The organism is Marinobacter sp. C2H3, assembly GCF_037080155.1.
Taxonomy (GTDB): domain Bacteria; phylum Pseudomonadota; class Gammaproteobacteria; order Pseudomonadales; family Oleiphilaceae; genus Marinobacter.
Window position 1 is genome coordinate 261,820 of sequence record NZ_JBBBNZ010000002.1, and the last position, 12,924, is coordinate 274,743.

10 protein-coding genes and 1 pseudogene are annotated in these 12,924 nt (G+C 63.5%); 2 read left to right on the forward strand and 9 right to left on the reverse strand.

The window, feature by feature from the left end; genetic code table 11:
* Positions 1-46 precede the first annotated feature (46 nt).
* The 8 genes from prpC to V3388_RS06290 form a co-directional block, all read right to left on the reverse strand.
* Complete coding sequence (gene prpC / locus V3388_RS06255) at positions 47-1,174, reverse strand: bifunctional 2-methylcitrate synthase/citrate synthase (protein ID WP_336366682.1); 1,128 nt, start codon at positions 1,172-1,174, stop codon at positions 47-49.
* 171 nt (positions 1,175-1,345) lie between these two features.
* Entirely contained in the window at positions 1,346-2,227 is an 882-nt protein-coding gene (gene prpB / locus V3388_RS06260; protein ID WP_336366683.1) for a methylisocitrate lyase, read from the reverse strand.
* Positions 2,228-2,275: 48 nt separating this feature from the next.
* Positions 2,276-2,956, reverse strand: coding sequence for a GntR family transcriptional regulator (locus tag V3388_RS06265; RefSeq protein ID WP_336366684.1), 681 nt, complete (start codon positions 2,954-2,956; stop codon positions 2,276-2,278).
* A gap of 125 nt (positions 2,957-3,081) precedes the next feature.
* Positions 3,082-4,677 carry a glucan biosynthesis protein gene (locus V3388_RS06270; protein WP_336366685.1) on the reverse strand — a complete coding sequence of 532 codons (1,596 nt, stop codon included), beginning with the start codon at positions 4,675-4,677 and terminating at the stop codon, positions 3,082-3,084.
* Between the two features lie 20 nt (positions 4,678-4,697).
* Positions 4,698-6,824 carry a glucans biosynthesis glucosyltransferase MdoH gene (gene mdoH, locus V3388_RS06275; protein WP_336366686.1) on the reverse strand — a complete coding sequence of 709 codons (2,127 nt, stop codon included), beginning with the start codon at positions 6,822-6,824 and terminating at the stop codon, positions 4,698-4,700.
* On the reverse strand, positions 6,808-7,077 hold the full coding sequence (locus V3388_RS06280; RefSeq protein WP_336366687.1) for a hypothetical protein: 270 nt from the start codon (positions 7,075-7,077) through the stop codon (positions 6,808-6,810). The genes mdoH and V3388_RS06280 overlap by 17 nt, the downstream gene beginning before the upstream one ends.
* Before the next feature lie 38 nt (positions 7,078-7,115).
* Positions 7,116-8,657 carry a glucan biosynthesis protein G gene (locus V3388_RS06285; protein WP_336366688.1) on the reverse strand — a complete coding sequence of 514 codons (1,542 nt, stop codon included), beginning with the start codon at positions 8,655-8,657 and terminating at the stop codon, positions 7,116-7,118.
* A gap of 90 nt (positions 8,658-8,747) precedes the next feature.
* Positions 8,748-9,914, reverse strand: a complete 1,167-nt coding sequence (locus tag V3388_RS06290) for a ShlB/FhaC/HecB family hemolysin secretion/activation protein (RefSeq protein ID WP_336366689.1) — start codon at positions 9,912-9,914, stop codon at positions 8,748-8,750.
* 308 nt (positions 9,915-10,222) lie between these two features.
* Here V3388_RS06290 and galU point away from each other — a divergent pair, with 308 nt between their 5' ends.
* Positions 10,223-11,059, forward strand: a complete 837-nt coding sequence (galU, locus tag V3388_RS06295) for a UTP--glucose-1-phosphate uridylyltransferase GalU (RefSeq protein ID WP_336366690.1) — start codon at positions 10,223-10,225, stop codon at positions 11,057-11,059.
* Positions 11,060-11,184: 125 nt separating this feature from the next.
* Complete coding sequence (locus V3388_RS06300; RefSeq protein WP_336366691.1) at positions 11,185-12,036, forward strand: RibD family protein; 852 nt, start codon at positions 11,185-11,187, stop codon at positions 12,034-12,036.
* Positions 12,037-12,070: 34 nt separating this feature from the next.
* On the opposite strand, the pseudogene V3388_RS06305 reads toward V3388_RS06300, so the two are convergent.
* A pseudogene (locus V3388_RS06305) lies at positions 12,071-12,922 on the reverse strand (lysylphosphatidylglycerol synthase transmembrane domain-containing protein); the annotation flags it as partial.
* Between the last annotated feature and the right edge of the window lie 2 nt (positions 12,923-12,924).

A 12,924-nucleotide genomic window follows, 5' to 3' on the forward strand; every position in this document is an offset into this window, starting at 1 on the left:
GGGTCTGACCCCATGGGGTCAGACCCCTTTTCACCCTGTTTTCACCTCAGCGCTGGTCGATCGGCAGCCAGGCCTGGTGTTCCGGGCCGGTGTATTCTGCGCTCGGCCGGATAATCCGGTTGTTGGCGCGCTGCTCCTTCACGTGGGCGGTCCAGCCCGAGACCCGGGACATCACGAAGATGGGGGTGAACAGTTCGGTCGGAATGCCCATGAAGTGATAGGCGGAGGCGTGGAAGAAGTCGGCGTTGCAGAAGAGTTTCTTCTCGCGCCACATGACTTCTTCGCAGCGCACGGACACCGGGTACAGCACGGTGTCGCCCACTTCCTCCGCCAGCTTTTTGGACCACTGCTTGATGAGGGCGTTGCGCGGGTCGGATTCCTTATAGATCGCGTGGCCGAAGCCCATGATCTTTTCCTTGCGCTCGAGCATGCCCAGCAGGCCTTTCTCGGCTTCATCCGGGCTGCTGAACTTCTGGATCAGGGCCATGGCCGCCTCGTTGGCGCCCCCGTGCAGCGGGCCGCGCAGGGAGCCGATGGCGCCGGTGACGCAGCTGTGGATATCGGACAGCGTGGAGGCGCACACCCGGGCGGTAAAGGTGGAGGCGTTAAACTCGTGCTCCGCGTACAGGATCAGGGAGACGTTCATCACGCGCTCATGCAGCTCGCTCGGCTTTTTGCCGTGCAGCAGCTCCAGGAAATGGCCGCCGATGGAGTCCACGTCGCTCTCGGTGCTGATGCGCACGCCTTCGTGGGCGAAGCGGTACCAGTAGGTGATGATGGACGGGAATACCGCCAGCATGCGGTCAATCTTGTCGTCCTGCTGGCTGAAATCTTCTTCCGTTTCCAGGTTGCCCAGCATGGAACAGCCGGTACGCATCACGTCCATGGGATGGGCGTTCTTGGGGATCTGCTCAAGCACGGTCTTGAGCGCGTCCGGCAGGCCGCGCAGGCTCTGCAGCTTTTTTTTGTAGGCGTCCAGTTCCTGTCGGTTGGGCAGCTTGCCCCGCAGCAACAGGTAGGCCACTTCCTCAAACTGGGCGTTGTCGGCCAGGTCGGTGATGTCGTAGCCGCGGTAGGTCAGGCCGGTGCCGGTCTTGCCCACGGTACACAGGGCCGTTTCGCCCGCCACTTGTCCGCGCAGGCCCGCGCCGCCGAGTTTTTTTGCTTCTGCCATGGGTGCTTCTCCTTGTGAACCCGGGGTCAGATGAAATTCATCTGACCCCTTTTATCAGACTTCGGTGGTTAACCTGGGGTCAGATGAAACTCATCTGACCCCTTTTTACCCGGGATCTGGGGTCAGATGAGTGTCATCTGACCCCGACTTTAGGTGACCCCGACTTTACCGTCAGGACTTGGCAAACAGCTGGTCCAGCTTCTGCTCGAAGTCGTGGTAGTTGAGGAAATCGTACAGCTCCATGCGGGTCTGCATCAGGTCGACCACGTCTTTCTGGTCGCCTTTTTCGAGAATGTTCTGGTACACCGTCAGGGCGGCCTTGTTCATGGCGCGGAAGGCGCTGAGCGGGTACAGCACCATGGCGGCGCCAACGTCAGCCAGCTCCTGCTTGTTGTACAGGGGCGTGGCGCCGAATTCGGTGATGTTGGCCAGGATCGGTGCGTCCAGGGCATCGGCAAACGCCTGGTAATCGGACAGCTCGTGGACCGCCTCGGCGAAGATGCCGTCGGCGCCGGCGTCGATGCAGGCCCGGGCTCGGTCGATGGCCGCCTCAAGGCCCTCCTTCTGGAATGCATCGGTGCGGGCCATGATGAAGAAATCGTTGTCCTGGCGGGCGTCCACGGCGGCCTTGATGCGATCCACCATTTCTTCCTTGGAGACAATTTCCTTGTTCGGACGATGGCCGCAGCGCTTCTGGGCGACCTGGTCCTCGATGTGGACAGCGGCGGCGCCGGCACGCTCCATTTCCCGGATCGTGCGGGCGATGTTGAACGCCCCGCCCCAGCCGGTATCGATGTCCACCAGCAGCGGCAGTTTGCTGGCGGCGGTGATGCGCCGGACGTCTTCCACCACGTCGTTCATGGTGGTCATGCCCAGATCGGGCAGGCCGTAGGAGGCGTTGGCCACGCCGCCGCCGGACAGGTAAATGGCCTGGTGGCCCACCCGCTCGGCCATCATGGCGGCGTAAGCGTTGATGGTACCGACAATCTGCAGCGGCTGGTTGTCGCGAAGCGCCTTGCGGAAACGGGCGCCGGGGCTGAGAGAGTTGGGCATGTGGGCCTCCTGTCGGGGTCGATTGGGTGGTGGTCAGACGGTCATGGATCAGAGTGTCAGGGAACCGGATGTGATTTTCTGTTCGATGTTCTGTCGGGCGGCGTTGATGTGCCGTTTCATCAGAAATTCGGCCAGCTCGCCGTCCCGCTGGGCAATGGCTTCAACAATGCGGCGGTGCTCGCCGAGCGCCAGGTGCGGTCGGCCGGCGGAGGTACTGAGCCGGTATCGGTACATGCGCACCATGTAATAAAGGTCGCCCAACAGCATTTGCGCCAGCTTGGCGTTGCGGCTTCCCGTGGCGATGCGGTGATGAAAATCGTAGTCGCCCTCCGCCTGATAGTACGCCTGGCCCTGGGCTTTTTCGATCATCGCTTCATGGCTGTCCAGGGTGGCCTGGAGCCCGGCGATTTCGTCGTCGGTCATACGTTCTGCGGCCTGGCGTGCGGCCAGACCTTCCATCACTTCCCGGATGCGGTACAGCTCGAGCAGCTCGGGGGCGCTGACGGACACCACCTTGACGCCCGCGTGAGGCCGGCGCACCAGCAGCCCCCGGGACTCCAGGCGGCCAAGGGCCTCCCGCAGCGGCCCGCGGGTCAGCTGGAAGCGGGTACACAGCTCCAGCTCACCAATTTTCTCCCCGGGGGCCAGCTCACCGGTTACGATGGCCGTTTGCAGACAATCGAAGGCTTCATCGGCGCGGGTTTGGGATTGCAGGGTGGTTTCGGCCATATATTGTCAACAATCTTGGCGATATTTGACCGAATTTACGCCCTGAATGACTTTTTTGTCAACAATAAAAAGCGGCAGCTCCCCGAATTGTTAACAGAGCCGGCGGGATTTAAGACGCTACAAGATCACCCGGGATTATGCAGATCCCGGTCACCGGGCGCTGGCGGCGAATACTGGTACACCCAGGTTTCCGTCAATGGCTCGCCGTCCAGGCTCAGGTAGAGGCGAAGCTCAATCGGATCGGTCGAGTCGTCTGGCACCAGATCAAACATCGCCCGGTAACCTTCGATGGCAGACAGCGGGCGGGCCGAGGTGATCTCCACCCGCCCCCGGCTGGCCGAAATCACAGGTTTAACGTCCGGGTTCTTGCCCAACAGCGCCAGCGGCCCGCCGGCGAAGTCCACCGCAAACCGCCAGGAGAAAGTCGTCCGCTTCTTGCCGATCACACCGCCCAAACCAGTTCGGGTCGCCCGCACCGTGGCGTGTTCCCGGGGCCGGTCCGGGGCGACGGCGCCCCAGTAGAGCCGATAGGCAAACAGGTACTCCTGCCCGGCGTTGAGCGGTTCAGACGGGTGCCAGAAGGCCACGATGTTGTCGAACGTTTCGTCGATCGTCGGGATTTCCACCAGGTCTATGCTGCCCTTGCCCCAGCCCGAAGATGGCGTCACCCAGACGCTGGGACGACGGTCGTAGAAGACCCCGTCGTCCTGGTAGTGATCGAAATTTCGGTCCCGCTGCAGCAGCCCGAAGCCCCGGGGGTCGGCGTCCTGAAAGCTGCTGAAGCGGAGTGTCTGCGGGTTAACCAGCGGGCGCCATAGCCACTCGCCGTTACCCGTGTGCATGGCCAGCCCGTCCGAATCGTGGATTTCCGGCCGCCAGTCGTAGTCCATGCGCCGGCTGTTTTCCCCCACCTGGTACATGCTGGTGAGCGGTGCGATGCCTACCCGATTGATCACCCGGCGGGGGTAGAGGGCGGCGTCCACGTCCATCACCATATCCCGACCGGGATCGAGCACGAAGGCATAAGCGCCAGTCACGCTGGGCGAGTCCAGCAGCGCCCAGACCCGAAGGACGGTCTGGTCCGGCGCCGGCCGCTCCAGCCAGAACGCGGTAAACCGGGGAAACTCCTCCTCGCCGCCGGTGCCGGTATCAATGGCCAGCCCCCGGGCCGACATGCCGTACTGTTTTTCCGACCCGACCGCCCGGAAATAGCTGGCCCCCAGAAAAGCCGCCAGGTCGAGCGCGAAATCCGTGTGGTAATGAACACGGAAACCGGCAAAGCCCAGATCATCCGGCAGGTCGCCCAGGGGCTCCTTTCCGGTGTAGTCAAAATAGTCCGGGTCGTAGGCCAGCGCGGTGGCTTTACCGTCCGACACCTCGAAGATGTCCACCGGCGCCTGGAAATACAGGCCCAGATGAAACAACTGCACCTGAAAGTTGGAGGAGGCCTGTCGCCACAACGCTTTTTCCGGCCGAAAGCGTATGGCCTGGTAGTCGTCCCAACTGAGACGTTTGAGTACGGCGGGGATGTCCCCCTTATGATCCTGATAGGCCTGCCCGGCCAGATGCCGCGCCTGACCTTTGAGCCAGGCATAACTGAAATCGTCAACCTCGGGTAATGGCACCCGCTCGGCCGCACCCGATCGCCCGACCGCCAGGGTAGGAAACGCCGCACCGCCGGCCATCAGCATCAGCCACTTGATCAACGCTCTCCGGTCCATTCTCCGGCCTCCTCTGATGTTCAGGGCGCAGTATCGTCCTGCAGCCTGGCTAATCGTTTTATGCAGCGGCCCCAGTGGCCGTCCGGGCGGGCACACCAGGCCCCGTGATGCAGTTGCTCCAGCGACTCGCGATCCTGCATCAGCTGGCTGAGAGCCAGGGGTGACAGGCCGTCCGGCCCCTCTGAAAGGCACTGCTGAACCCAGGCATCCAGGCGCTCCCGTCGTGCCGGAGCGGCGTGATGCCGGGCCAGGGCGCGGTGCAGGCGATTGGCAGCCGGATCAAGCACGGCCCGTTCCACAGGCCGCATGGCTCCTTCGCCCGGCAGGGCGGCGCGAAAGGCCTCGGCGTCGGTCAGCACGCCCAAGGTTTGGTGCTCCTCCGGAATCCGCAGCAAACCGCGCGCTTTCAGCCACTGCCCGACCAATACCCGGCTCAACAACACGGAGGTCGGTACCGCCAGAATCAACGGCAGCGCCACCGGCAGGGACCAGAAAAAAAAGAGCCGGTCCAGCGACCAGGCAAACGCCGACCAACCCGTGGCAATGAACATGCCCCAGACCTGCTGGCGAAACGCCTCGCGCCAGGTCGTTTCCTCGGTCCGGTTCTGCCCCGCCCATTTCAGCGATACGTTGAACAGGGCGGCGAGCACAAAGCGGCTGTGGGCCAGCATCCGCACCGGCGCAAGCAACACAGACGCCGCCACCTCCAGCAGCACACTGGCGGTCAGCCGGAGCGCACCACCGAATCCACGCATCAGCCGGTGGATCATCGCGTCCAGCAGCGCCAGCACTTTGGGCAGAAACAGCAAGGCGGCGGTACTCAACGCCAGGGCCAGGGCCCAGTCCGGCCGCCACTCCGGCCACAGTGGGAACGGCCCCTGGTGGCCTTCCGGGAAATAATCAATGGGCGCCAGGGTCATCCGTGCCGCCTCGAGCGTGGTGCAGGCCAGGAACAGCAGCCACAGGGGCGACGCCAGATACGCCATGATGCCGTTGAGAAAGGCCATGCGGTGGGCAAACCGGATACCAGGCTCCGTGAGCAGCAACCAGAGATGCTGCAGGTTGCCTTTGGCCCAGCGGTTGTCCCGCATGAGTTCGTCGGACAGCGTGGGCGGGGATTCTTCGAAACTCTCCGCCAGCGTCGGCTCCAGCCATACCTCGTAGCCGGCACGCCCCATGTACGCGGCCTCCACGAAGTCGTGGCTCATGATCGGCCCGCCAAAAATGCCGGGGCCGGTCAGCTTTCTCAGCCCGCAGAAACGCATGAACGGGTGCACCCTCAGGATGGCGTTGTGGCCCCAGAACGCCGCCTCCCCGAGCTGAATTGCCGCCAGCCCGGCCGAAAACAGCGGTGAGTAAAAGCGGTTGGCAAACTGCTGCAACCGGGCAAACATGGATTGGCCGTTGATGACGTTCGGATTGGTCTGGAGGATGCCTACGCGAGGCTCCCGCTCCATCAGTTGAACCATCGTGCGGATGGTCTGGCCACTCATCAGGCTGTCGGCATCGAGGACCACCATATACTCGTACTCGGCGCCCCAGCGCCGCAGGAAATCGGCGATGTTTCCGCTCTTGTAATTCAGGTTCACCGAACGGCGGCGGTAGAACAGCCTGCCCTCGGCCCCCAGCTCACGGACCAGGCGGTGCCAGGCAACCTGCTCTTCGAGCCAGGTGTCCGGCCGGCGGCTGTCGGAGAGAATAAAGAAATCGAATGACTCGAGCTGACCGCTGCGTTCCAGATCCCGATAGACCGCCTTGAGGCCGCTCAACGTCCAGTGCACTGGCTCATGATAAACCGGCATGACGATGGCCGTCCGGGCCAGGGGCGTTGCCGCCAGGGCCTCCGGCGCGTGCCGGCGCATCAATGAGTGGCGGTCGCCCCCGGTCAGGCGAACCAAAAATCCAAACACCGCCACCCAGAACCCGACGGCAATCCAGCTATAAAGCAGCGCAAACAGTGCCAGGATCAGCAGCTCCAGGGTGGTGCCGCCGTGATACGGCAGCACGCCGAGCAGGTAATAGCCGGCAGCGGCGGTCTGGCCCACCAACAGCAGGATCAGAAGACCACGGCGGACCCTCGCCACGGCCCGCCACCGTGGCCGTGACGCCGCGCTGGGGCTGGCCGCCGCCTCAGTCTGGCCGGACATAACCAACGCTCCGGCGGCGAATGGGTGGGAAAGCTTCGGGCGGGGCAACCACGGGCAGCTGGAAGTAATCCGGCAATCGCGCCATGGCGAGCGGCATCAGACGGTCGATGTCAGCGCTCTGCCCGCTGTCGGCGACCGCGTCATCGATCAGGCGCAGCAGCGAGCGGTAGCGCTCGGCGGTCATCTCGACGCCGGACTCGCGCAGGTACGTAAAGATCCGGTTGAACACGTCCTGGTAAACGGTATCGGCCATGGGATTGCTCCTTCCCTGGTGACGGCTTAAGGATAGGGCTACTGGCGACGTTTTCTTTCGTCGCTGTCCGGACCCAGAAGGTAGGTCCAGGTTTCGCTGACCGGTTTGTCATCCAGTTTCAGGGCCGCCCGAAGCTCGAGTGGCTTGCCCTCTTCCGGGCGCGCCAGCACCGATAGCCGCCAACCATGGTCGCCATCGATGTACTCGACAAAGTGCTCCAGAATCTCGGCGTTGCCGGTAGCGCTGACGTCACTCACAACCGCAGCGTTCGCGCCCAGCTTCCCCAACGGCCCACCCTTGAAATCCACAATGAAGCGGTAGGTGCCTCCGGCGTCGCTGCCCTCAAGCCCGCCGTCTCCGACAAACGTTCGGGTGGCACGGGCCAGCGGGCTGCCGGGCACATCGGGCCCGCCAAACAACAGCGAATAGCTGAAGTCACGGCGGTCCCCGGCCGCCACCGCCTGTTTCGGCTTCCAGAAGGCCACGATGTTGTCGTTCACCTCCGACGCCGACGGAATCTCAACCAGAACCACTTCCCCGCTTCCCCAGGACTCTCCGGGTTCAACCCAGGCGCTGGGGCGCAGATCATAGCGCGCTTCGGTGTCCTCAAATCGGTCAAACGACTGGTCCCGCTGAAGCAGCCCGAAGCCACCCAATCCCTTGACCTGATAAAACCCCATCTGCAGTTCACCCGGGTTCACCAGCGGGCGCCACAGCCATTCATCGGTGCCGGCATCGTGGATCAGCAACCCATCTGAATCATGCACCTGGGGCCGCCATTGCCCCAGCGGCCGAGGCGTATTTTCACCGTAAAAAAACATGGAGGTCAGCGGCGCGATACCCGCCTGGGCGACACTGGCGCGGAAGAACAACCGGGCCTGGACCTTCAGTTGCAACGCCTTGCCAGGCCGCACCTCAAACCGATAGGCCCCGGTCAGGCTCGGACTGTCCAGCAGACCATACACCACCATCACATCGCTGCCGCCTTTGGGACGTTCCAGCCAGAACTCCCGGAACACCGGAAACTCTTCCCCCGACGGCAGGCCCGTGTCGACGGCCAGGCCCCGGGCCGAAAGCCCGAAACGCTCACCGGCGCCAACCCCCCGGAAATAGCTGGCGCCGGCAAACGTCAGGAACTGGTTCTGCGCCTTCGGACCGTCGAGGGGATAGGTCAGCCTGAAGCCTGCGTAACCCAGGTCCGCCGGCACGCGCCGGGCCAGATCGTCGCTCGGGTAATCAAACAGGGATTTGTCGAAATTCAGCGCGTGGACGCCTTCGCTATCGACCTGGTGGAGCGTCACCGGATACTGATAGACATTGCCCGCCGGCACCATCATCACATGGAACCGGGTGCTGCCACCCCGCCAGAGGCTGTCTTCAGGGCGAAATCGAATCGCCTGATAGGTATCGTAGCTCAGTTTCCTGAGAAACTCAGGCGCGGGCTTGGGGGCGTGATACTCCGTGTTTGCAAGGGCTTCGGCTTGCTCAGTGACATCGTCAAAATCAAACGCGCCCGCAGAACCGGACAGTGTCAACAACAGAAAAAAAGACAGGCAGGAGGTCAGATTCCCCGGCGGCATACTACAAACTCCCTTTTCTCGATACCTTGACTCTATCACCCATCCCGCAGAACGCCACAAGTGACAACTTGGTAAGCGTCGGGACTGTGGTCAGATGCCCAGAACGAGAGATAGGGAAACGTCGGGGCGGGCCGGTACGGCAAGGTCCGGACGGTCAGACTCCAGCAGTCGGCCGACGGTCAGGTTGGCGGACATCTTCCGGGCCCGCAGCGTCAGGGACACCTCCCCCGCGCTGACGCTCGCGAACCGCCGGTCATGAGCGTCGCCAACCGGCGACCAGCCCTGCATAACGGCCACGGAGATCCTGGACCGGAACCGGTCCATCAGCGGAAGGCCATAGGTTGGGCTTAGGGCCTGCATTCGCACCCATCCGCCCTCGGCGCCGTATACCGTGTGGCCATCGAAGCCCGACATCAGGCCCGCACCGCCGACCTGAATCTGTTCGTCGTCGGGCAGATCACCTGGCGCCAACTGATAGCGACCGCGAACGCCCAGATGCCAGCGGTGCCAGGGGCGACCGGCCGAGGCGTCCAACGCGAGCTTCTGGTAACGGTTGCGATAGGCTTGGCTGTCGTCCGCGCTCACCACCTGCTCGTACTGGACGCCACCCACGGCCGTTACCTGCGCTGAGGCCGCCAGGCCGCCGGGTAACGACCCGTCAACGGCGCACTGGAGACCGACACTGGAGTGCTGGCGACGGGTATCCCCGACCCACTGGGACTGTTCATAATCGCTGACGTGACTGCCCGAGTACTGGGCGATCTGCCGGAAACCGATGCCGGCCAGCGATCCCAGGTTCCGGGAAGACGACACATGAACACCCCGGTATTGTCCGCTACCATCCAGCTGTCGGTCCGTTTCCCGGAGCACGTTCTGATATTGCCGGCGCTCGGCCGAAAACTGCCACTCGTTTCCGGCCAGCGGCATCGTGTAATTCACGGTAAGGGACTGCTGCTGGTCGCCGAGCTTCCGGGACGCAGAGTGGCTAAAGTGAAGATCCAGCGTGTTCTGGGACACGAGGATGTCCCGGCCAACAAGGTTCAGGTCGCCCGCCGTCTGGTCGTCGCCCTGGCGGGTGTCACCGGACACCGAGAGGCGCGGCGACAAGTAGTCGCTGACAGCGTCGAGCGCGCTTGCCGCCTCGGACACCCACTGGCCCGCCGGCGGGAGCGGCACAGCGGGCAGCCCTGCCTGGGACACCAGGGGCCACCCACCGGCCAATGCCGCCGCCAGCACGCTGAATATGCGTAAAAACACGCTCCGGCCCCCCAAAAACCATGACAGAGCCTTTATATCGGAAGGGGCAAACCCGGTACAGGTCCGGTTTCCAATGGTTACAAATTTAATACGCAATTCAATGGGATAAATATGATTCCTAAGGCGACATTTGAAGAATTTCCTGGGTCGCCCGGCCGAGTGATTACGCCTTTTTCAGGAACACCAAGCACCTTTACATATTGGGCGCGCAATTAGGGTAAACTCACAAATTCAACCGTTTGACACCGGTCAGGGTCACCTGTGAACGGATCACTCATGCTCTGCGCCAACTTCTAAGGACGACTGGAATGATCAAGAAATGCCTGTTCCCCGTTGCCGGTTACGGCACCCGTTTCCTGCCGGCCACCAAGGCCATGCCCAAGGAAATCCTGCCCATCGTGAACAAGCCGCTGGTGCAGTACGGCGTTGAGGAAGCGGCGGCCGCCGGCATCCACGAGTTCGGGTTTGTGACCGGCCGGGGCAAGCGGGCCATCGAGGACCATTTCGACATCAGCTACGAGCTGGAGCACCAGATTGCCGGCTCCGGCAAGGAAGATCTGCTCACGTCCATCCGCGACCTGATTGACCAAAACACCTTTGCCTTCACCCGCCAGAACGAGATGAAGGGCTTGGGCCACGCCATCCTCACCGGCCGCAACCTGGTGGGCGACAACCCGTTCGCCGTGGTTCTGGCAGACGATTTCTGCCTGGGGCCGGACGGCGAGGACGGTGTACTGGCGCAGATGGTGAAGCTTTATAACCAGTTCCGGTGCTCCATTGTTGCCATTGAGGAAGTGCCGGCGGACGAAACCCACAAGTATGGGGTGATTGCCGGTGAATCCATGAAGGAAGGCCTGTTCCGGATCACCGACATGGTGGAGAAGCCGGCCCCGGAGGACGCCCCCAGCAACCTGGCCATCATCGGCCGCTACATCCTGACCCCGGACATTTTTGACATCCTGGAGCGCACCCCGGCGGGCAAGAACGGCGAAGTACAGATTACCGACGCCCTGCTGGAGCAGGCCCGCAACGGCTGTGTGCTCGCTTACCAGTTCAAGGGCCGTCGGTTCGATTGCGGCAGCATTGACGGGTTTGTGGAAGCCACCAACTACGTCTACGAAAATATCTACAAGAAGGGCAAATAAGCCCTCCTCGGTCACCGGGCAGGCTCCGGCCGCCGGTGGCTGGTGATTCAAACGGGAATTGCGTCGTACAAATCACCGGGAGGGCTACGCTCCCGGACCGATTTTAACAGGACAGATGCACCGCCATGACGGACCGCCTTGCCCAGACCGATGACCGATGCCACCGCCTGTTCCAGGCCGGCAACCCCTGCAGCGAAGACCTCGAAGCCGTGTTCCGCAACCTGTGTCAGCCGCTGCCGGCCAGCGGCCGGCCCCGTGTGATTGCGCAACTCGGCCAGAGCCTCGACGGCCGGATTGCCACAGTCACTGGCTGCTCCCGATTCATCAACGGCGAGGACGGCCTCACCCACCTGCATCGCATCCGCGCCCTGTGCGACGCCGTGGTCGTCGGAGCAGGCACCGCCCTCGCGGACAATCCCCGCCTGACGGTCCGCCGGGTACACGGGCCTCAACCGGTCCGGGTGGTGATTGATCGTCACCGCCGGGTGCCGCAGACACACCATCTGTTCACCGACGGCGAGGCACCAACCCTGCGCCTGGTGGCGGGCGATTACCGGGCGCCGGAGCAACTGCCCGACCTTGAGGGCGTTCAGGAGGTCCCCTGCCTGGCAGACGACGCCCGCCTGTGCCCTCACACCGTGTTGCGGGTGATGGCGGATTACGGCCTGATGCGGGTGTTTGTGGAAGGCGGCGGTGTCACGGTATCGTCTTTCCTGCACGCAGGGCTGATCGACAGCCTGCATGTGCTGGTGGCGCCAATGATCATTGGCAGCGGCCGCCCGGCCTTTTCACTGCCGGAAATCGATCAGTTGGACGATGCTCTGCGACCAAACGCCCGATGCGTCAATCTCGGCAGCGATATGCTGTTTGCCCTGGATTTTCCAGAGTCGGGATCGGCGTCGATGCCCGAGGAGGCTGGCGCCGCCACATCAGCAGCCCCGGCAGGCTCGCCAGCAGCACCATCACCCCGTAGCTGAGGCTTACGGCAACCCCCTGCTCTGCCGGCAGGCCGGCCCAGGGCCAGAGCACCGCCGCCGCACCCTCACGAACGCCCCAGCCGGCCACGGTGACCGGGAGCACCATGCTCAGCAACAGCAGACTGCCGAGGGCCGCCCACAGAACCCCCGCGCCAAAATCAGCCACAAACCCGGCCTGCCAGGCCAGCATCACAAATACCGACAGGTAGCTGGCCACCACCGCCAACGAACTGATGCCCTGCAGCGCAATGGCGGGCCAGCGCCACAGAGCCTGCACCACATCGCCACGGAACCGACTCAACCAGCCCTGGCAGAACCCTGAGCGCCCCAGGCGCCAGAACAGCCCAAGAGCCAGCAGGAGCACCACCGACAACACACCCGGCCCAAAGCCCTGGCTGCTGGCCGTACCGCCCTCCAGCCGAGGCTCCCCGCGCCCCAGCCACAACCACACCACCGCCGGCGCCACAACGGCCGCCAGGGCCAGTTGGCCAGAGAAGCGCTCGATGACGACCGCGTGGGCCGCCGACACCCGTTGGCCGGTACTGAGCCCGCTTCGCCAGGCCCGATGGGCGTCACCCATCACCCCGCCGGGCAGCACCTGGTTCAGAAACGTGGCCAGATAATACTCGGCCATGGCGGAACGCCAGGCCATGGGCACCCCCAAGCGCCCAAGGGTATACCGCCAGCGCCAGGCGGACACCGCCACCTGGACCAATCCGGCGGCCAGAGACGCCAGAATCACCCACAGGGCGCCTGGGCTCTGTACCATTTGCGCAAGCCGTTGCGCCAGCGCCTGGATATCCAGGTGCCATGCCACCAGCCCCAACAGGGCAAGGGCAACCGGCCATTTCAGCCAGCGCCACCAGCGCGCCGCCCGATACGCCATGG